This is a genomic window from Ornithinimicrobium cerasi (assembly GCF_003702705.1).
Lineage (GTDB): Bacteria > Actinomycetota > Actinomycetes > Actinomycetales > Dermatophilaceae > Ornithinicoccus > Ornithinicoccus cerasi.
This window is the reverse complement of record NZ_QZMN01000007.1, coordinates 21,562-41,416: the sequence shown is the minus strand read 5'-3', so window position 1 is coordinate 41,416 and position 19,855 is coordinate 21,562. Positions and strand designations below refer to the sequence as shown.

Below are 19,855 nucleotides of genomic sequence, written 5' to 3'. Positions count from 1 at the left end.
CGGTCCGGGGCGCGCGGGACGGTCCGGGGCGCGGGAGGGTCCTCAGGCGCGGGAGGGTCAGCGTCAGCGCGGCGCGTCAGCGTCGGCGTGGATCGCCTCCCAGACGACCGGCAGCTGCTCAGAGGGGATGAAGTAGCCGCTCAGGTGGGGGTCGAACATCAGCCCGGCGATGCCGGCGCCCCGGTAGGCGTCGGCCGACCCCACGACGTCCGTCGGCGGCAGGGCGATCGCCCTCAGCTCCTCGGTCGGGGCGATCATGCCGTTCTGGACGGCGAAGTGACGGGCCCGCTCGCCGTTGGTGAACGTCATCAGCATGAGCTGGCCCTCGATGGAGGCCGCGGCGGGCGACTCGCTGCCCTCGTCGCCCACGGCCACGAACCACCAGTGCGGCAGGGCCATCGTGGCCCGCCACAGCTCCGTCATGCCGGCCTGGTCCTCCGGTCCCTCCACCCTGGCCGCCAGCAGGTCGGTCTCGGTCTCCGCCGGCGGCAGGAGCGGGTCGACCGGGATGTCCCGGTCCTGGAGGTCCTGCTCCGTGGACCCGGCACCGCCCTCGGGACGCCGACCCTCGTAGAGGGACTCGCCGGGCACGGTCCGGTCGTCCTGGAAGGGCACGTCTGTGGGGTCGGTCATCCTCCTATCCGACCACACGCCGGGGGTGGGAACCACACGGCGGACCGCGGGCCCCCCCGGCGGGGGCCCCTGCCGCACGACGCGGGTCCCGACGGCCCTCCTGCCTGCGAGACACTGTGCCGATGGACGAGGGGCCGGGGACGGGAGCCGCCGAGGTGGCCAGGATCATCGACCGGGTGGAGGCCTGCGGCGCGGTGTACCAGGTCAACGGTGGGTGGGGTGTCGACGGGTTGGTGGGCAGGCAGACCCGGCCGCACCGTGACCTCGACATCGTCCTCGACGACGCCCACGAGGCCGGGCTCGTGTCCTGGCTCGAGTCGCGAGGCTACCGCGTGCAGGAGGACTGGCGTCCGGTCCGGGTCGAGCTGGCCGGTCCGGACGGGAGGGTCGACGTGCACCCGATGCGCCTGGACGTGGACGGCGACGGCATCCAGCAGGGGTTGGGGGAGGATCAGTTCCTCCATGCGGCGCGGGACCGGACGCTCGGACGCATCGGTGGGCGAGCCGTGGTGGTGGCCACCGCCGGGCACCAGCGCGCGCTGCGCAGGGGTTACCCGCTGCGGGACGTCGACCGGCACGACCTCGCCCAGCTGGACCGGTGGGAGGCCTCCCGTCGGTGACGGGCTGTGGACGTCGGCGGGAGGTGTCGGTCCGGGCGGCTACGGTCGGGGTATGACGATTCTCACCGAGGACAGCGCCGTGTCCGTCGACCACGCCCGCAGCGCCCTCCGCCGGTTGGTCGGGCGGGAGGACGTGGACTTCCGGGACGGCCAGCTCGAGGCGGTGCTGGCCCTGGTCGAGGACCGGTCCCGCGTGCTCGTGGTCCAGCGCACCGGGTGGGGCAAGTCGGCCGTCTACTTCGTGGCCACCGCCCTGCGCCGGGCCGCCGGGGCCGGGCCCACGGTCATCGTCTCCCCGCTGCTGGCCCTGATGCGCGACCAGATCGCCGCGGCCGCACGGGCCGGGGTGCGGGCCGTCACGATGAACTCGGCCAACGCGACCGACTGGGACGACGTGCGCGCCGCCCTGGCGGCCGACGAGGTCGACGTCCTGCTCGTCAGCCCGGAACGCCTCAACAACCCGCGGTTCCGCGACGAGCAGCTGCCGGACCTGGCCCGGCGGTGCGGCCTGCTCGTGGTGGACGAGGCGCACTGCATCAGCGACTGGGGCCACGACTTCCGCCCCGACTACCGCCGGATCCGCACTCTGCTGGAGACGCTGCCGGAGGGGACCCCCGTGCTGGCGACGACCGCGACCGCCAACGAGCGGGTGGTCGCCGACGTCGTCGAGCAGCTCGGGACGGGTGGCGCCGAGGTCGCCACCATCCGCGGCCCCCTCGCCAGGGCGTCGCTGCGCCTGGGGGTGCTGCCCCGGCTCACCCCCGAGCAGCGGCTCGGCTGGATCGTCGCGCACCTGGGCTCGCTGCCCGGCAGCGGCATCATCTACTGCCTCACGGTCTCTGCCGCGGAGGACGTCGCGCAGGCGCTGCGCACGGCGGGGCACGAGGTGGCCTCCTACACGGGGCGCACCGACCCCGAGGAGCGCGAGCGTCTCGAGGCGGCGCTGCGCGACAACGCCGTGAAGGCGCTGGTGGCGACCAGCGCGCTCGGCATGGGTTTCGACAAGCCGGACCTCGGCTTCGTCGTCCACCTCGGGGCACCGAGCTCCCCGGTGGCCTACTACCAGCAGGTCGGGCGGGCCGGCCGGGCCACCGAGCGCGCCGACGTGCTGCTCCTGCCGGGCTCGGAGGACCGGGACATCTGGTCCTACTTCGCCACCGTGTCGATGCCCCGGCAGGACCAGGCCGACGCTGTGCTCACCGCCCTCGCCGAGTCCTCGCGCCCGCTCTCCACCCCCGCCCTGGAGACGATCGTCGACGTGCGCCGTACCCGGCTGGAGCTGCTCCTGAAGGTCCTCGACGTCGACGGCGCCGTCGCGAAGGTGCAGGGCGGCTGGACCGCGACCGGCCGGCCCTGGGTCTACGACAGGGAGCGCTACACGCGGGTCGCGGAGGCCCGCGTGCGGGAGGCCGAGCTGATGACCGCCTACCAGCAGACCGCGGAGTGCCGGATGGCCTTCCTCCAGGAGTGCCTGGACGACCCGACGGCCGCCCGCTGCGGTCGGTGCGACTCCTGCTCGGGCCCCTGGTACCCCACCGAGATCCCCGACGCCGCCGTCGGGGCGGCACGGGCGACCCTCGGCGCCGTCGGCGTGCGGCTCGACCCCCGCGCGCAGTGGCCGACCGGTATGCCCCGGCTCGGGGTCGAGGTCAAGGGCAAGATCCCCCCGGGGGAGCAGGGTGAGGTGGGGCGGGCGCTGGCCCGGCTCTCCGACCTCGGCTGGGGCCAGCGGCTCCGGGGGGTGCTGGCCGAGGGCACGTCGCGGGTCGTGGACCCCGACGAGCCGGACCTGGGCGTCCGACCGGGTGCGCCCGTCCCCGAGGACGTGGTGCGCGCGGTCGTGCAGGTGTTGGCGACCTGGGACTGGGCCGTCCGCCCGGTCGGGGTCGTCGCCATGCCGTCACGACGTCGACCGGCCGTCACCGGCTCCCTCGCGCAGCAGATCAGCACGATCGGACGGCTGCCGCTGCTCGGCACGCTCGACCACGTCCACGGCGGACCGGTGGGGGAGTCGGGCGGCAACAGCGCCTTCCGCCTCGCCAACGTGTGGGGACGCCTCGGCGTGGGTCCCGAGCTCCGCGACGCCCTCGCCCGGGCGGGCGGCCCGGTGCTGCTCGTCGACGACACGGCCGACTCGAGGTGGACGCTGACCGTGGCCGCCCGCGAGCTGCGCCTCGCCGGGGCGCCGGCGGTCCTGCCGCTCGTCCTCGCTCTCGAGGCGTGAGCCACCGACACCGCCTCCTGCCCGGCAGCTGGGCGTGCCACAGCTTCGGACGGGGCGGGGTCGACCGGTAGTACGGCGGGACGCGCAACATCCGGGCCGCTCGCGGCATAAGCAGGACATCCTCACCGTGCCAAGGGAGGGTGCCCGGTCGACGCACCGGGATCCACGGGGCCACGCGCGGCTTTCCCCGGTCTGCCGGGTCCCTCGGGCGCGGGCGGGCCGGTGTCTGCGACGCCGGTCCGCCCGCCCCCGTCAGGAGAGCGTCAGAGCGTCAGCGACAGCAGGAACCCGCCGTAGCTGGCGAGGGCACCCCACGCCAGCATCTCCCGCACGCCCCGCGGTGCGCCCGTCGCGACCGCGAGACCCACCCCCGTGAGGCAGGCCCACGACGCGGCGTGCCCCCACCTCAGGAGCGCGTGCTGCAGCCCGGACGCGGCGTCGGCCTTGTCCGGCACCACGACCGTCCACAGGACCGTCATCCCGGCTGCCAGCACCGCACCGACGAGCCCGAGGGCCCGCCGGTGGCGAGCCCTCCAGGGCACGGGCGAGGGGGCCGTGGCGGAAGAGGTGGGCGGCGTCATACCGGGTCTTCCTCGTCGAGGAGCGCGGTGGCGTCCGCGTTCCACCGCAGCCCCGCCCCCACGAGCGCGAGGCCGTGGCGCACGGTGATGAGCCAGTAGGTGCGGTCGGGGGAGTCCTCGGCCGCCACCAGGCCCTCCAGACCCGCGTAGTGCGCCCGAGCCTCCTCGAGGCGCTCGCGGTGCCGGGCGAGGTGCCCGCGCAGCACCCCCGGGTCGGCGTGCCGGCCGAAGAAGATCTGCAGCAGCAGCTCGTTGCGCTCCGGGGACGGCGACTCCGCCTCGGTGGCGAGCCAGACGCGCAGGGACTGGCGGCCCGCGGCGGTGATCTCCCACGGGTCGCTGCGACCCGCGTCGCCGCCACGCCGCACCAGGCCCTCCTGCTCGAGCTGCGAGAGCGTGGGGTAGAGCTGGCCGAAGCTCTCTCGCCAGAAGTGACCGACCGTCCCCCTGATCTCCTCGCGGAGCCGGTACCCGGTCATCGGGCCGTGCGTCAGCATGCCGAGCACGGCGTAGCGGGTCCTGGCCGGCCGGGTCATGCATTGAGCATATATCTGCCAGATACACGAGCGCAAGGTCGAGCCACCCGGCGCGGCGCGGCCTCAGGCCGGCGAGGGCCCCAGCGCACGCTCCACCGCAAGACGGACGGACTGAGCGCCGTGCAGCTGGCTCGCGACGCGCCGGGCCAGGTCGGCCGTCTCGCCGGACCCGTCAGCCGCTTCCCGGCTCAGGTGCGCGAGCGCGCCGGCAACCGTCTCGTCCACGTCCTGCGATGCCGCGGCGAGGAGGACGCACGAGAGGAGCGCGGGGTCGAGCTGCACGGCGTCCAGGTGCTGGGCCAGGACCCCGGCGGCTACCTGCGAGCGAGCACCGCTGACCACGACGGCCCCGTGAGCCATCGCTTGCGCAGCCGTGGGCGAGTGCTCGCCCAGCGTCAGGGGGTCGAGCACGAGATGGTGCCCGGCGAGGTCCGGGGCCGGACCGCCCCTGGTGACGTCCATCCGCGTCACGCGGACCGCGGGATCGTGCGCCAACCGGGCGACGAGCGCCTCCACGTGCTGCTGCTCGGAAGGGGTCCGGGGACCGGGTGCGACCAGCACACGCAGGGTGGCCGTTCCAGGCCCGCTCCGGGTCGTCGGCGCCACCGGGAACGGCAGCCAGACGGCCCGGGGCAGCAGGCCTGCTGCGTTAAGACCGGTCGTCAGCAGCGTCGCGTCCAGGTCCTCGAGCTGGGCGCGGTTGCGGCGCACCTGACGGGCGTAGCGCGCGCGCACCTCCTCCGCCCGCGCGTCGAGCGGATGACCCGGGACGGCCGCGAAGAGGTCCTCGGGCCGGACGTGGGTGAGCGGTTCGAGGAGAACCGCGACGTTGTGACCCATCGCCCGCAGCGCGGTCACCTCTGTGAACAGGCGGCGGTGGATCAGCGGGCAGTGCGGCGCGGGCTCGGTGTAGATCAACCGCCTTGGGCCGTCCTGCAGACGCAGCCAATGCACGAGCGAGGCACGGATCTGGCCCGTGCTCGCCGAAGGGTCCACGACCGGTTCGCTGGCGGGGCCGACCCGGTGTGCCCGTTCCCCCGCCGCCTCCAGCGCGTCCTGCAGCGGCGTCGAGACCGCCGTGGTAGGACCGACGATGCCGACGGACGCCGGGTCGTGCCCCGGTGTGCGCAGGTCCTCGGGGCGCTCGCCGGGCAGGACGTGCCCGGCGGCGGTGCCCGTGGTGGGCACGAGGGACCGCCACAGGGCCACGAGCCGGCGCTCCTGCCCCTCCCAGGTGTGCTCGGCGAGCAGCTCCTGGGTGATGGCCGCACGGTAGGCCGCGAGGTCGTCCAGGACGGTGCGCGCCGCCTCGGCCAGCGAGCGGGGGTCCCCCGGGCGGTGCACGGCCCCCACGCCCGTCTCCCTCACGAATGATCCTTGCGCCCGCATGTCGGACACGACGAGGGGCAGCCCTGCCTGCAGGCACTCCCGGATCTTCGTCGGGAGGGCGGCGTGGTGCGCGGCCGTGGGCAGCAGAGGGGAGAGCCCGATGTCCGCCGAGGCGATGTACCAGGTGACGCACCCCGCCGGCACGTAGTCCAGCAGGTGGACCCGGTCGGCCACCCCCAGCTCCTCCGCGAGGGACTGCAGATCTGCGCGGATCCGGTCCTGCGACCCGACGAAGGCGGCGTGGACCCCGGGGAGCAGGGGCAGGGCCTGGACCGTCGTGAGGACGCCGCGGAGCTCGGACAGCTTGCCGACGTAGACCAGCAGCGGCACCTCCGGCTCCAACCCCACCTCCTCGCGCAGCGGTCGCCGCTCGGCGGGATCCATCGCGACCCGGGTGGAGACCGGGGCGTTGAGCACGACGGTGGGGCGTTCGCGCAGCCCGTGACGGGCCCGCATCCGGTCGGCGAGCTCCTCCGAGACCGCGATCACCCCGTCGGCCCGGGGAGCCAGCTCGTGCTCGGCCGCCAGCCACGCCGTCTTGGCGTAGGGGGCTCCGTGCAGCGTCTGCCCCGGGATCCACTCGTGCGCGTCGTAGATCCAGCGCACCGGTCGTCCCTCCGCCTGGCGGACGCCTGCGTAGGTGGCGGCGGCGACCAGGCAGAACCGGTCCGCGGCATGGATGAGGTCGGGGTCCAGGTCGAGCAGCGCCTCGACGAACGCCTGCTCCACGTCCTCCATGTGCGGCCACAGCCAGCGGTAGCGCCCGTCGACGAGGACGTCCGGGTTCCACTCCGCAGCCGCGGTGCGGGCCGTCTCCTCGTCGAGCGGCCCTTCGTAGAGGAACTCCAGCTGCGCGCGGAATCCCCTGGCGAGGCGCGGCCGCTCGATGTGACGGGACAGCGACCGTGCCCGCGAGCGCAACGGCGTGCGCCCGCCCACGCCCCGCACCGCCCACGCAGCCATCCGGTTGACCGCCCGGGCCGGGAGCTGCGTCGGCCAGGGGCTGGCCGGCAGGACGTCCCCGAGGCGCTCCCGCAAGCGCTGCCCGGACTGATAGCCGTGGTGCCGGTGGGCCGGCACGGTCACCCGGTAGAGCGGCACGGGGCCGTGACGACCTGCCGGCGGCGTCCGCTTCGCCAGCCCGAGCAGCGTCACGTCGTACCCGGCGTTGAAGGCCGAGTCCGCGGTCTTGAGCATGCGGGAGTCGCCGATGACCGGGTTGTCAACCATGACGACCAGGTGCGGACGGCGGGCGGCGGCGGGGTCACGTTGCCTCATCGTCGAGGATCGTAACCGTGCCGTAGCCTCGCTGGGGTGACCCGGCCCGCCCACGTCCTCTACGTCGCCTGGGGCTTTCCCCCGGCCCGCGGGGGCGGGGTCTACCGAGCGCTGGCCACGTCTGCGGCGTTCGCCGACGCCGGAGCCCGGGTCACCGTCCTGACCGCGGCGCGCGAGGCCTTCGAGCGGTACACGGCCGTGGACGCGGCCCTCGAGGCCCACGTCCACCCGGAGGTCTCGGTGCGCAGGCTCCCCTTCGACTGGCCGGCACGCGAGCCGGACCGGGCGCGGTGGTCGGCGGTCCGCCGGGCCGCGCCGCGCGTGTGGTGGCGGGTGCGAAAGGAGCTCGACCGGGTGTCCTTCCCCGAGGTCGGATACGGCCCGTGGCGCCGGGTGCTGGAGGCGGGGGCGCGGCAGGTGCATGCCGACCGCGCGGTGGACCTCGTCGTCGCCACCGCCAACCCCTACGTGGACCTCGTGGCTGCCGACGTGCTGCACCGCGACCACGGGGTTCCTTACGTCGTCGACTACCGCGACGCCTGGCAGCTGGACGTCTTCACCGGTCGGCGCACGCACCGGCGGGGGAGCAGGGTCGACCGGCTCGAGGGCCGTCTCATGCGGGACGCCCGCGAGGTGTGGTTCGTCAACGAGCCGATCCGCGCCTGGCACGCGGAGCAGCACCCTGCTGCCGCGGCGCTCATGCACGTGGTGGCCAACGGCTACGACCCGCAGTTCGCCCCAGCGCCCCGTCTCGAGGCGCCGGACCCCGCGCGTCCCCTGCAGTTCGGCTACATCGGGACGATGTCCCGGCAGGTGCCGCTCGAGGCGTTCCGCGCGGGCTGGGCCGCCGCCGCCGCCCGCTCGGCCGAGGTGGCCTCGGCCACGGCGCACCTCTGGGGCCACAGCAGCCACTACGCGGTGGAGCACCCTGGGTCCTCCTCGATCCCGGGCACCCCGGGCACCCCGGGCACCCCGGGCGCCCTGCCGACGGGCGGCTCGGGAGGCGGTGTGGTCGTCCACGGACCGGTCTCCAAGACCGCCGTCGCGGAGGTCTACGCGCAGCTCGACGTCCTGCTGCTGATCCTCGGCACCGGGCGTTACGTCACGAGCGGGAAGGTGTACGAGTACCTCGCCAGCGCCCTGCCCGTCGTCTCCGTGCACGACCCGGGCAACGCGGCGACGCAGGTGCTGGGCGACTACCCGTTGTGGTTTCCGGCGCGCGACCTCTCTGCCGAGGCGGTCGCCACGGCGCTGGTGTCTGCTGCCGCCGCCGCGCGCACCGCCGACCGCGCCACGCGGCAGGCCTGCGCGGACTTCGCCCTGGCCAGCTCACGTGAAGCGCAGCTGGGTCAGCGCGTGTCCGCCCTGCTCGACGCGGCCCGCTGAGGTCCGCGGTGGACGCGCACCGAGGTGGGCCGGGGGGCTGCAGCGCCCAGTGTCACCTCAGCTGCGGATGTTGTCCTCCCGGTCGGTGACGGCCTCGTCCTCCACCTGCGTCCCGTCGTCAGCGGTCGTCTCCGGGTCGACCGCGTCGACCCGAGACTCCGGCGCCACCCCCTTGTCCTCGCCCGGCGACTCAAACGCGGCGCGCAGCACCCTGTCGGCGTAGATGTGCGCGACGGCGCGGCGGGGCCAGCGCGCGCGCACCTCGAGGTCCGGGTTGACCCGCAGCGCGCGGACGACCAGGGGGGTCATGAACTCGTCCGGGAGGAGCGCGCAGTCCAGGTTCTCCACGTCCAGCGTTTCGAAGGTGCCGGCCAGCTCGAGCTTGCGCGCGGCATACCAGGGGCCGACGTTGCGCCACAGGAAGGCGTAGGGCCCGCGGTGGCGCACGGCGTGCGCGACGCTCCGGTGCTTGGCCTGCGCCCGCGCGACGAGCGAGCTGGCCCGCTGCCCGGCCGGTGCCGCCACCCGCCCCACGAGGCGGGAGGCCCGCCCGGCCCCGCGCAGGGCCACGGCCGGCAGCTGCAGGACGAGCAGCCGCTCGAGCCGGCTGACCAGCGTCCGTTGCTCGATGCCGGAGATGTCCACGACCCGGACGCTGGCGGGCAGGCGGTGCTGGGGCGGGACGCTGGTCAGGTAGACCCCGCCACCGCCGAACGCGGCGAAGTTGGCCAGGGCGCCCTCGGCAGCCCGCGCCTGCTTGACGGACATCGCCACGGCCAGCAGCCGCAGGCCCTCGAGCACAGGTGCCTGCGGCAGATCACCATCGGACAGCACGAGGTGCAGGAGGCCGCCGACAGTCCTCGCGCCGTAGACCTGCTCGAGGTGGTGGCGGGAGAGGGGGAGGTTGTCGGGGTCGATGCTGCGCTGCAGGCGGACGAGCGCGTCGATCACCGGCCGCACGTCGTGCTCGTCGACCGAGACCGGGACGAGCTCGGCGAGCCCGAGCGCGGCGTGCACCGCAAGGGTGTTCTGCGGGCCACCCGACTCGGTGGCCAGCACGGGGAGCCCGACGGCGGCCGCCTCCACGCAGGTCAGGCCGAAGGTCTCCATGTAGGACAGGTGCACGAGCAGGTCGTGGTCGAGATAGACCTCACCGACCCGGTCGGGCTCGACGCGGCCGGCGAACGTCACCCGGTCGGCGACGCCGACCTCCTCCGCGAGGACGGCGAGATCGTGGCGCAGCGGGCCGTCACCGACGATCGTCAGCGTCGCCCGCGGGTCGCCGGAGCTCGCCACCCACGCGGCGAAGGTGCGCAGCAGCCGTCGCACTCCCTTGGGTTCGACCAGGTTGCCGACGAAGAGCCACCGCGACACATCGCCGGTCAGGTCCGTCTTGACCGGCAGCGCGTCGAGCGGCACCGGGTTGGGCACGACGCTCACCCGGTCGATGACGTCCGGGAACGCCTCCTCGATCAGCCGGACCGTGCTGTCCGAGACCGCAGTGACGGCGTCGGCGCGGCGCAGGAGCTGCCCGTAGAGATCGCGGCCGACCGGGTCGGCCAGGACCCTCGACAGGTATGACGCGTGCTCGGTGACCACCAGCCGCGCCGTGGGCGCGACCAGGGTGGCCAGGGCGGCCCCGGTGGGCGCACCGGCGTGGCAGTGGATGACGGGCACGTGCTGCAGCCAGGGCATGGCGTGCCGCTCGAGAACCTCCCGCTGCTTCAGGATCACCTCGCCGCGACCGGTCATCGGGTCCATCGGGGCGGGGATCCACAGCACCCGGCCCTCGGGGGTGCTCGACCACCGCGGCTCCCGGGTGTCCTCCTCAGGCACGTTCTCGACGTGGATCACCAGCACGTCGTCGTAGTGGGGCAGCAGGGCGCGGACGGTCTCGCGGACGAAGGTGCCGGCGTACGGGTGGTCCGGGGTCGGGTACCAGGGCGTGACGACGAGCAGCTGCGGCAGGTCGCCCGGGCGGGGCGCGGTCGGCGGCACGGCGTGCGTGGGGTCGGTCATCGGGCGCCCTTCCTCGCGTGTCCGGAGCGTCTCGTCGCCTGCATCCTCTCCTCGAACGGGGCGAGCAGCGTGCGGCGGTCGTAGCGGCGTGCGTGGGCCAGGGCGGTTTCGTGGTCGGCGCGCGTCGCCGCTCTGGCGAGCCGGGCGCCCTCGACGAGCGCGTCCCGCACGGCCTCGGGGGTCATCTCCGCGACGGTGGCCCGCAGCGGGTAGTCGCGCAGCGGCTCGCCGGCGGCCGACTCGGGGGTGTGGACGGCGACGATCGGCTTGCCGGTGGCCATGTACTCGTAGGTCTTGCCCGACGTGACGTACGGGCTGTCGGGGACCAGGAAGAGCAGCACGTCCAGGTCGCGGTAGGTCGCGGCGACGTCCTGCTTGGCCACCGGGCCGTGATAGACCGCCCGCGGGACGGAGGCGTCCGGCAGTCCGCGGGCCTGCGACGCGGCGGCAACCCCGAAGAAGCCCACGTGGCCGTAGATGTCGGCTGTGGCCCCCGCCAGCTCGGGCTCCATCTGCGCGAGCTTCCAACCCTGCCAGAAGATCCGGTTGTCGTACTGGTCGGTGAGCGTCCCGAGGTAGCCGAACCGCAGGGGCCGGTCGGGTGCGGGGGGCCGGTAGGTGTCGACGGCCAGCAGATCGGCGTCGAACCCGTTCTCGAGCACCATCATGCGGTCCGCCAGGTGGGGGTAGCGCCGGGCGTGCCAGTCGAGCATGCCCTTGTTGACGAAGCTGATCGCGGCGGCGCGCGAGAGGACGCGTGGCTCCCAGGTGTATGCCGTGTGGCCGGCCGGGAAGGCGGGCTGCTGGGTGAACTGGTTCAGCGTCCAGCTGTCGCGGTAGTCGAGGACGTAAGGGACACCGGTCGCGTGGTGCAGGGCGGCCGCGGCCGCGAACGACGTCCAGGGGTTGCCGGTGGCCAGGACGAGGTCGAACCTCCTGCGGACGTGGCGCCGCAGCCCCTCCGCGACGACCCCCGGCAGCCAGGGCGAGTACCGGTCGAACACCTGCAGGTGCCTGTAGATCTTGCGATGCAGCCGCGGGAAGTTGGCGCGCAGCGGTCCGAAGTGGCGCAGGTCCCGCTCCAGGTGCTGGATCGGCATCGGAACCCGCACCACCTCGACGTCCGGATGGATCGCCGTGAGCAGGGAGTCGTCGCGCGAGGCGGTGACCCGGTCGAAGAACTCCTCCTGCACCGTGATGACCGTCACGTCCCATCCACGCTCGGCGAAGTAGTTGCCCATCGCCAGCGGCCGGAAGACACCGCTGGCCCGGGACGGCGGGTAGAAGGCGGCGATGAGCAGCAGCCGCGGTCGGCCGGGGCGGTCGGTGGGCAAGAGGGATGCCTCCTGGAGGGCGGGGACGGGCGACCGGGCGGTGAGGGCCGTTCCGACCCTACCTACCCGGCACCTGCCCGACGCTGGTGAGGTCGCCGTGGAGCACGCGCGCCGAGAGCCGCCCGTCGTGCACCTCCCGGACGAACGCCGGCCCCCGCGCGGCCCGCTCCTGCGCGGCGGCCCTGTCGTCGAGCACCTGCTCCAGCACCTCGCGCAGCGTCTCTGGCGTGATCTCGCCGATCGGCACGTCGTGACCCGTCGTCGCCAGTACGCGTCCGCGCACCCGCTCCCCGACGAAGCCGAGCACGAGTCGCCCGGCAGCGAGCCCCTCGAGGGCGGACACGCCATACAGGCCCATCACAGCCTGGTCGACGACGACGTCCGCCGTGCGCACCTCCTCGCGCACGCGCGCGTGCGGCACCCCCTCGAGCCGGACGTAGTCGACCACCCCCCGCGCGGCGAGCGCCATCAGGACCGGGTCGATGTGGGCCGAGCCCTTGAGCGGTCCTTTGCTCGGGATGTGGACGATGCGCGGACGTGACCCTTCGAGCACGGGCGCGTCGCTCGCCCAGGCGGTCGGGTCCACCACGGTCGGGCACCAGCGCGCACCGGGGGCGTCGTCGAGCAGGTCGGGGGTCGAGACGAAAGTCGGGCCCTCGAAGGTGGCGAAGAGCCGGCACGCCGCGCGGGCGTTCCGCTCGAGCCGGGCGGTGAGTGGGTCAGCGGGGTTCTGGAACGGGGAGTGCGCGAACTGCCTGGCGTGCCGGCTGGGCAGCCGGAGGTCGGAGCCGTGCGCGATGAGCCCGACCCGCAGATCGGCCCGCGCGAGCACCGGCAGCTCGGACGCGACGGTGCGTCCGTAGAGGGTGCCGAACAAGGGGCGGGACGCCTCGGCCAGCACGTGGGTGTAGCTCCCGAGGACGTAGCGCTCCTGGGCGCGCTGCCAGGCGATGTCGCGGTATGCCACATCCGGTACCACCTGGTCAGCGGGGAAGCCCAGCGGCCCCTCGATGGCCATGCACCGGGCCCCGACCCCCGGGACGTGCGCGTCGACGGCGCGCGCCCAGGCGTGGCCCTGCCCGGCGAAGTTGGCCGGGGCGACCCACAACCGCCGCGGCTCCTCGGGGAGGGTGGGTACGGCCAGCCCGCGCGCCAGCTCCTCGTCCGTCGGCGAGGCCGGCGTCACGCCGAGGCGGCGGTCGACCTGGCGCACCACCGGGGTCGGCAGGTGGCGGCGCAGGGCGCGCACGCCGTCGCGCGCGCCCTCCGGCAGACGTGGGGTATGCCGTAGCACGGGTCAGTCAGCCCGCGGGCGTGGGCGGGTCAGCCGGTGGGCTCGGTGGGTGTGTGGGCGTGCACCCGGTGGGCTCGGTGGGGTGGGGGTGGCGGCGAGGCGAGCCACGGCGTCCGCGAAGCGGTCGTAGTGGCCGTGCAGCTCCTCGTCGCCCACGCTGGCGGCGCGGGCGTGGGCGCGCAGCTCCAGCAGCGGGGCCGGGCAGGCGGCCCAGGCGTTGAGCAGGTCCGCGACAGCGGCCCCGACGGTGGTGTCGTCGCCGACGGGCACGAGCGCCCCGGCCCCCGAGGCCTTCAGGACCGCAGACTGACGGGGCAGGTCGGTGGAGACGACGGGCAGGCCGCAGGCGAGGTACTCGTGCAGCTTGCTGGGCACCGCTCGCCGGAAGGCCGGCGTGTCGGCGAGCAGCAACAGCCCGCACCAGGCGCCGGGCGCCTCGGCCCAGGACCGTAGCGGGGGCCGGCGCCCGTGGAAGGTGACGCGCGAGGCCAGGTCCGGGTCGGCGGACAGCCGGCGCGCGAGCTCGTCGGCGTCCGCGAGGGCGACGGGGCCCACCACGTCGCAGCGCCACGCCGGCGCCGCGGTCAGCGCGTCGAGCATGGCGAACAGGCCCCGGCTGGAGCGGACGTCGCCGACGTAGACCGCACGCGGTGACGCGTCCGGCTCTGCGTGCGGTGGCAGCATGCCGGGGTAGGGCACGTTGGGCAGCACCAGCCGGTTGCGGGCGCGCAGCGGAGGCACGTCGTCGTCGGCGACGACAGTGAGCGCCGCGCCGCGCGCCACCTGCAGGTAGCCCCGCACCAGCACCCGCGCGAGGTCGCCGCTGAGCCCGTGCCAGCGGCGCGCCCACGGCCGGTCGCGCAGCAGCGCGGAGTAGTCCTCGTGCGCGTCGACGACCAGCCGCCGGCCACGGGCAGCCGCGACGGCGGCCCCGGCGAGCGCGGAGTCGGGGTCGAGGGTCACCAGCACCCGCCCCTGCGCCCGGGCCGTCATCTGTGCCGCGAGCCCGGCGCGACGCAGGGGTGAGCGGCGAGCCCATACCTGGACGTGGTCGAGACCGAGCGGCGCGTCGGAGGCGCGCCCGAGCCCCAGCACCTCCACCGACAGCCCCCTGTGCAGCAGCGCGATCACCTGGCGGTGCAGGCGCGCGTCGGCGACGTCGTGACCCGAGGTCACGACGGAGACGTCGACGGCCGGAGCCCGCCCCACCCTCAGAGATCCTCCATCGTCGAGGGCGTGCGGCCGACCTTGACGAACTCGGTGTAGGCCTTGATGCACTCCACCGGCGAGGCGTGCATCATCACCCGGCCCTTGTGCAGCCAGAGGCAGTCGGTGCACATCTCCTGGATGCTGCCGAGCCCGTGCGAGACCAGGAACATCGCCCGCGCGCTGTCCCGCAGCTCGGCCATCTTGGCGTCGGCCTTCGCCCGGAACTTCGCGTCACCGGCCGACAGTGCCTCGTCGACCATCAGGATGTCGGGGCGCATGTGCACGGCCACGCTGAACGCGAGGCGGCTGAACATGCCGGAGGAGTAGGTGCGCAGCGGGGCATCGATGAACTCACCGAGCTCGGCCCACTCGGCGATCTCCTCGGCCCGCTCCTCGACCTCGCGCCGCGACAGGCCCGCGGCCAGGCCGCCCAGGCGGACGTTCTCGCGCCCGGAGAGGTTGATGTTGAAGCCGACGCCGAGGGCGAGCAGCGTGCTGGCCCGCCCCCACACCTCGACCCGGCCCTCGGTGGGCGACAGGATGCCCGCGAGCGTGCGCAGCAGCGTGGACTTGCCCGCGCCGTTGGAGCCGATGATGCCCATCGTCGTGCCGACCGGGACGTCGAAGGTCACCCCGCGCAGCGCCTCGATCTCGACGACCGAGCGCTGCCGCCGGGTGATCGCCTTCTTGAACGTCGGCACCCGCTCGAAGCGCGTGCGGTAGGTCACCGAGAGGTTCTGCACGCTCGCCGCCAGGTCCGTGCGGCCGGTGTTGTCGCGGTAGTCGAACGCAGGACGTGCCGGCGCCGGCCCCCTGGAGCGGTCCGACCGGACCGAGAAGGTCCCGCCGACGGAGAAGCGGTCGGCCCGCTGCTCGCCCGACGCGGCGTCGCGTGCCTGCTCAGATGCGGACAGCGAAATCACGCTCCCTCGCCATGAAGAACCAGGACCCGAGCACGAAGGAGCCGACGGCCCACGCGACGGCGAGGAGCCAGATCTGCGCGGACGGCAGCACGCCCTCCTGCAGCGCCTGGTTGTACCCCCCGATCAGGGAGTAGAGCGGGTTGAACGGCATGATCGCCGCCGCCGTGGGGCGCCCCTGGATCATCTCGATCGTCCACAGCACCGGGGAGGAGTAGAGCCAGATCCGCATGATGTAGGGCAGGAAGGCGGTCATGTCGCGGAAGTAGACCTGCAGCGCGGCGAACAGCGCGGCCAGCCCGGAGGCGAAGACCGCCAGCAGCCCCAGGAAGATCGGGGCGACGAGGAAGGTGACCCAGGTCCAGGCGTTGCCGGCGAGGATGTGGAAGATCAGGTAGACCGGCAGCGTCGGCAGGAAGCGCAGCAGCCCGGTGCGCACGGCCGCCAGCGGTAGCAGCAGCCGGGGGAAGGAGGTGTTGAGGACGAGCCCGCCGGCGTTGACGACCGACCCGGCGGCGTTGTTGACCGAGCCCTGGAAGAAGTAGAAGACGAACAGCCCGCCGGTGAGGTGGGCGAAGTACTCCCAGCCCGAGGTGCGCGCGTTCTGCGAGATCACCGTGATGAGCAGGTAGTAGACGAGCGCCAGGAGCAGCGGGTTGAGGACCAGCCAGGCCTGACCGAAGAAGGTGTTCGTGGTGGCGCCGCGCATGCTCGCCTTGGACGTCTCGAACGCGAACTCCCGACGGAGCCACAGCTCGCGCAGGTAGGTCGGCAGGTGGGGCAGGCCGGTCTTGTGCGGCACGTAGCGGTGGTAGACCGTCTCGAAGGCCCGTGGACCGCTCTCGCTGCTCGTGCCGGTGCCGACCGACGTGCTGTCATCGCTCATCGGCGGAATCCTCCCACGCCTCAGCCGCTCTCGGGGACAGCGCGCGGCCCCCCGCCGCGGCCCAGTCCGTCGTAGACCTCGAGCAGCGCCCGCTCGTCCCGCTCCCAGCCCAGCTGCGCGGAGGCGGCGTCCACGCGGGCACGCAGCTCGGCATACCTCACGGGGTCGGTGGCCTCGGCCACCGCGCGGCGCAGGTCGGTGGCGTCACCGGGCCGGTAGAGCGTGCCGATCCCGTGCGCGCGGACGGTGCGCGCCAGCTCGCCGACGTCGGTCGCGACGACCGGGACGCCGGCGCGGACGGCGTGGAAGAGCTTGTTGGGCAGGGCGAGGCGGTGGTTCTCCCAGCGGTCCGAGTGCGTCACCAGCACCAGGCCGGCGGCGGTGAGCAGGTCGGTGACCTCCTCGGCGCCGACCGGCGGACGCACGGTCGCGGACCCCGGGTCGAAGCCGGCGAGCCAGGTGTCGTCCGCCGGTCCGAGGAGCGTGACGGGAAGGGGGAGGCCGGGTGCGCGGGTCGCCTCCGCGACCGTCTCCAGCTCCCGGTATGCCGCGAGCCGGCCCGCGTAGACGAGCGCCACGGGGGCGGGGGGAGGGGGAGGGTGGGGCGCGGCCGAGGGGAAGGTGTTGCGCACGACGTGGACGTGGTCCCAGCCGTAGCGGTCGCGCAGCGCCTTCGCCACGCCGTCGCCGACCGTGATCACCGCGGTCGCCTCGCGCCCGAGACGGGCCTCGACGCGCCGCTCGCGGCGGTCGGCGAGCGGCGTCGGCCGGTGCTCCCGGGGGCGCCCGGACCAGAGCTCGTGGGTGTCGTAGACGAGCGGCGCGCCCCGCTCCCGGGCCAGCTCCGCGCCGACCTCGAGGGCGGTGAAGTCGTGGGCGTGGACGACGTCGACGGGGAGCCCGCGCGCGGCCACGTCCGCCCGCACCCCCTCCGCCCAGCGCCCGAACGCCGACCGGCGGTGCTGCGGCAGGAGGGCCCAGCGCGCGAGACGCAGGTGCGGGGGCAGCCGGCGGGGGTGCCGGCCCGTGGGCGGTGCGCCACCACCGGGGCGGAACACCGACGACGTCCCCACCGAGCTGACGGTCACCCCCTCCGGCGGCTCGTAACCCTCCGGCACGCTGCGCCCGACGACGTGCACGCGGTGGCCGGCGGCGACGAGGGAGCCGGCCTCGCGCAGCACGCGGGTGTCGGTGGCGACGGGGGTGGCGACGAGCATGAGGACGTGCACGGCATACCTCCAGCTCGCCTAGTAGAGGAAGAACGGGAAGACGGAGCGGTCGTGCGCGTGCACGATGGCCAGGTAGACGATCGCGTCGAAGAGCAGGTGGATGAGCACGACGTAGGTCAGCGACTTGGTGCGCGTGAAGATGTAGCCCTGCAGCAGCGCGAACGGGATCGTCAGCGCGGGGCCCCACTCGCGGTAGCCGAGCTCCCACAGGAAGGAGACGAAGATCGTCGCCTGGAGGAGGTTGGCCAGCCAGACCGGGAAGTGACGGCGCAGCAGCGCGAAGCAGATGCAGATGAAGAACAGCTCGTCCCACAGCCCGACCGCGTTGACGCCGACGAAGAAGCGGGCGTACTCGCTGGCGGTGCTGATCGCGGGCCAGTTCTGGTAGGCCCCGGAGCGGATGAAGTAGACGGGCAGGATGAGGTAACCGAGGACCGGGACGGCGACGACGTAGGCCCACTGCATCCTGGTCCAGCGTCGTCCGGTGATCCAGGGGAAGCGGATCGCCCGGCGGCGCAGGACCAGGCGGTCGACCAGCACCGGCACGGCGACGGCGGCGCCGAGCACGAGGCCCAGGCGGAAGAACATCGGCCAGCTGATGTCCGCCTCGACCGAGGTGGTGGAGACGATGGCGATGCCCAGGCCGATGAGGAGCAGGTCCTTGAAGAGCTCACGGTGCAGCAGGTAGGCCGCGACCAGGCTGGCGACGAGCACCACGTGGCCCGGCCAGCCGATCATCAGCCCGAAGAGCAGGAACGCCGAGAAGGAGACGCCCGCCGCGGGCAGCAGGGTGCGCCAGGACACGGTCGGCGTGACGTCGGCGTCCGGGGCGTCGGTGACTGGTCCGGTGGGCGGGGAGGGCACGGGGGGAGCCTAGTGGGGCCCGTGCGGTGCCGGTCCGGGTGAGCGCTGCGCCCCCGGGGGTCGTCAGTCCGGGTGCTGCTCGAGCCAGCGTTCCTCGCGGCCGGGCGAGACCGCGATGTCGACCTCGTTGCCCTCGGGGTCGGCGATCGTGCACCACTCGGGGAACTCGTCCCGCACCATCCGGCCGCCGGCGGCGAGGACGGCGTCGACCCGCCCGCGCGCCACGTCGTGGGGGACGAAGACGTCGAGGTGGATGCGGTTGCGCTGGGCGCGGCGCGCCTCGTCGGCCGGGTCGAGGTCCTGGAAGAAGAGGACCAGGTTGAGCTGCCGGGGGTCCCCGATGTCGGTGAGGTGAGGTCGCGGGTCGTCCTCGTAGCCCAGGGCCACCCGCCAGAAGGCCCGGACCGCCGCGATGTCGACCGCGTCGATGCCGAGCTGGACGAAGCGGGGGCGGGTGACGTCGGCGGTGAGGCCCAGCCCGCGAGCGGCCTCCTGGATGCGCGCGGCCAGCGGCTGGTAGCCCTCGTCCATCTCCCAGCGGTCCTTGCCGGTGTCGATCGTGACCAGCCCCGGCCGCACGTCGATCGCGACCGGAAGACCGGCCTCGTCGGCCAACGCGGCGACCGCCTCCGCGAGGTCGGCCGCCTCACGCGGGGTGCTCGTCGGGTAGCACGCCATCGCCGCGAACGTCAGGCGCCAGTCCTCGGTGGTCCCGTCCGACCAGCGGTCGCTGCCCTCGGGGAGGGGGAGGATGTCGACCTCGTTGCCCTCCGCGTCGGCGACGGTGGCGTAGTAGCCGTGCTCGTCCACCCTGCTGGCGCCGAGCGACCGGGCCGCGGCCAGCATCGCGGCGGCCGCGGGCTGGGTGGTGACCGCGTCGAGGTGGAACCGGTTGCGCAACGGCCGCGGGGCGTCGAGGTCCTGGAACCAGATCGGCGGGTGACGTCGGCCGGGGTCCATCAGGTCCTCGTCGCCGACCGGCTCGTAGGCGAGGACCTGCTGCCAGAACGGGCTCACCGCGTCCTGGTCCGCCACGTCGAAGGCCAGCTGGACGTCCTGGACGACACCCGGGTCCGCCCGGAGCCCGAGATCGGCCGCAGCCGCGGAGACGGCCCGGGCCGCGACGACGTGGGGCTCCCGGAAGCCCCCGTCCTCGGGCGTGAGCGGCAGCCGGACCCGCACGCCGCTCGCCCGGACGTCGACGTCCAGGTCCACCTCGGGGGCGAGCCCGGCCAGGGCTTCCACGAGGCGCGTGCCCTCGCGGTGCGAGGTGGCGGCATACCAGGTGCTGGCGCCGTTGCCGAGCACTCTCCAGTCGGAGAGGCCGTCGGTCTGCTGGAACTCTCGCGCGGTCAGGTGGCTCCGGGATCCGTCCATGTCGCCATCCTGCACCTGACCGCGGACAGGGGCTGTCCGGATGGAGGTGGGGCGTACGCGGATCGTCGTAGATCTC

16 protein-coding genes are annotated in these 19,855 nt (G+C 74.1%); 3 read left to right on the top strand and 13 right to left on the bottom strand.

The features are described 5' to 3' along the window. Nucleotides 1-63: 63 nt before the first annotated feature. Entirely contained in the window at nucleotides 64-633 is a 570-nt protein-coding gene (locus D4B81_RS09360; protein ID WP_122262169.1) for a hypothetical protein, read from the bottom strand. 122 nt (nucleotides 634-755) lie between these two features. Here D4B81_RS09360 and D4B81_RS09355 point away from each other — a divergent pair, with 122 nt between their 5' ends. Then, complete coding sequence (locus tag D4B81_RS09355; protein ID WP_122262168.1) at nucleotides 756-1,253, top strand: nucleotidyltransferase domain-containing protein; 498 nt, start codon at nucleotides 756-758, stop codon at nucleotides 1,251-1,253. Nucleotides 1,254-1,305: 52 nt separating this feature from the next. Continuing rightward, complete coding sequence (locus D4B81_RS09350; RefSeq protein WP_122262167.1) at nucleotides 1,306-3,477, top strand: RecQ family ATP-dependent DNA helicase; 2,172 nt, start codon at nucleotides 1,306-1,308, stop codon at nucleotides 3,475-3,477. A 263-nt stretch (nucleotides 3,478-3,740) separates the two neighbouring features. Here D4B81_RS09350 and D4B81_RS09345 read toward each other — a convergent pair whose 3' ends face one another. From D4B81_RS09345 to D4B81_RS09335, 3 genes are all read right to left on the bottom strand, one after another. Beyond that, nucleotides 3,741-4,058 (bottom strand): hypothetical protein, encoded by a 318-nt coding sequence (locus D4B81_RS09345; protein ID WP_122262166.1) that lies wholly within the window; start codon nucleotides 4,056-4,058, stop codon nucleotides 3,741-3,743. Continuing rightward, nucleotides 4,055-4,594 carry a PadR family transcriptional regulator gene (locus D4B81_RS09340; protein ID WP_122262165.1) on the bottom strand — a complete coding sequence of 180 codons (540 nt, stop codon included), beginning with the start codon at nucleotides 4,592-4,594 and terminating at the stop codon, nucleotides 4,055-4,057. Before D4B81_RS09340 ends, D4B81_RS09345 begins: the two co-directional genes overlap by 4 nt. A gap of 63 nt (nucleotides 4,595-4,657) precedes the next feature. After that, nucleotides 4,658-7,261: a glycosyltransferase family 4 protein gene (locus tag D4B81_RS09335; RefSeq protein WP_122262164.1), complete on the bottom strand. Its 2,604-nt coding sequence runs from the start codon at nucleotides 7,259-7,261 to the stop codon at nucleotides 4,658-4,660. Between the two features lie 36 nt (nucleotides 7,262-7,297). Here D4B81_RS09335 and D4B81_RS09330 point away from each other — a divergent pair, with 36 nt between their 5' ends. Then, nucleotides 7,298-8,647, top strand: coding sequence for a glycosyltransferase family protein (locus D4B81_RS09330; RefSeq protein ID WP_122262163.1), 1,350 nt, complete (start codon nucleotides 7,298-7,300; stop codon nucleotides 8,645-8,647). A 57-nt stretch (nucleotides 8,648-8,704) separates the two neighbouring features. Here the strand turns inward: D4B81_RS09330 and D4B81_RS09325 are convergent, their stop codons facing one another. The 9 genes from D4B81_RS09325 to D4B81_RS09285 form a co-directional block, all read right to left on the bottom strand. Next, nucleotides 8,705-10,666 carry a glycosyltransferase gene (locus tag D4B81_RS09325; protein WP_122262162.1) on the bottom strand — a complete coding sequence of 654 codons (1,962 nt, stop codon included), beginning with the start codon at nucleotides 10,664-10,666 and terminating at the stop codon, nucleotides 8,705-8,707. After that, nucleotides 10,663-12,000, bottom strand: a complete 1,338-nt coding sequence (locus D4B81_RS09320) for a glycosyltransferase (RefSeq protein ID WP_122262161.1) — start codon at nucleotides 11,998-12,000, stop codon at nucleotides 10,663-10,665. Before D4B81_RS09320 ends, D4B81_RS09325 begins: the two co-directional genes overlap by 4 nt. A 58-nt stretch (nucleotides 12,001-12,058) precedes the next feature. Continuing rightward, a complete protein-coding gene (locus tag D4B81_RS09315; RefSeq protein ID WP_122262160.1) occupies nucleotides 12,059-13,249 on the bottom strand; it encodes a hypothetical protein in 1,191 nt (396 codons plus the stop codon). Nucleotides 13,250-13,297: 48 nt separating this feature from the next. Further along, complete coding sequence (locus tag D4B81_RS09310) at nucleotides 13,298-14,503, bottom strand: glycosyltransferase (RefSeq protein WP_237565918.1); 1,206 nt, start codon at nucleotides 14,501-14,503, stop codon at nucleotides 13,298-13,300. A 2-nt stretch (nucleotides 14,504-14,505) separates the two neighbouring features. Continuing rightward, on the bottom strand, nucleotides 14,506-15,426 hold the full coding sequence (locus D4B81_RS09305) for an ABC transporter ATP-binding protein (protein WP_122262159.1): 921 nt from the start codon (nucleotides 15,424-15,426) through the stop codon (nucleotides 14,506-14,508). Beyond that, nucleotides 15,404-16,309 carry an ABC transporter permease gene (locus tag D4B81_RS09300; RefSeq protein WP_122262158.1) on the bottom strand — a complete coding sequence of 302 codons (906 nt, stop codon included), beginning with the start codon at nucleotides 16,307-16,309 and terminating at the stop codon, nucleotides 15,404-15,406. The genes D4B81_RS09305 and D4B81_RS09300 overlap by 23 nt, the downstream gene beginning before the upstream one ends. A gap of 20 nt (nucleotides 16,310-16,329) precedes the next feature. Next, nucleotides 16,330-17,538: a glycosyltransferase gene (locus D4B81_RS09295; protein ID WP_122262157.1), complete on the bottom strand. Its 1,209-nt coding sequence runs from the start codon at nucleotides 17,536-17,538 to the stop codon at nucleotides 16,330-16,332. 18 nt (nucleotides 17,539-17,556) lie between these two features. Next, nucleotides 17,557-18,402, bottom strand: a complete 846-nt coding sequence (locus D4B81_RS09290; RefSeq protein ID WP_237565917.1) for a CPBP family intramembrane glutamic endopeptidase — start codon at nucleotides 18,400-18,402, stop codon at nucleotides 17,557-17,559. Between the two features lie 63 nt (nucleotides 18,403-18,465). Beyond that, a complete protein-coding gene (locus tag D4B81_RS09285; RefSeq protein ID WP_122262156.1) occupies nucleotides 18,466-19,779 on the bottom strand; it encodes a VOC family protein in 1,314 nt (437 codons plus the stop codon). Nucleotides 19,780-19,855 lie beyond the last annotated feature (76 nt).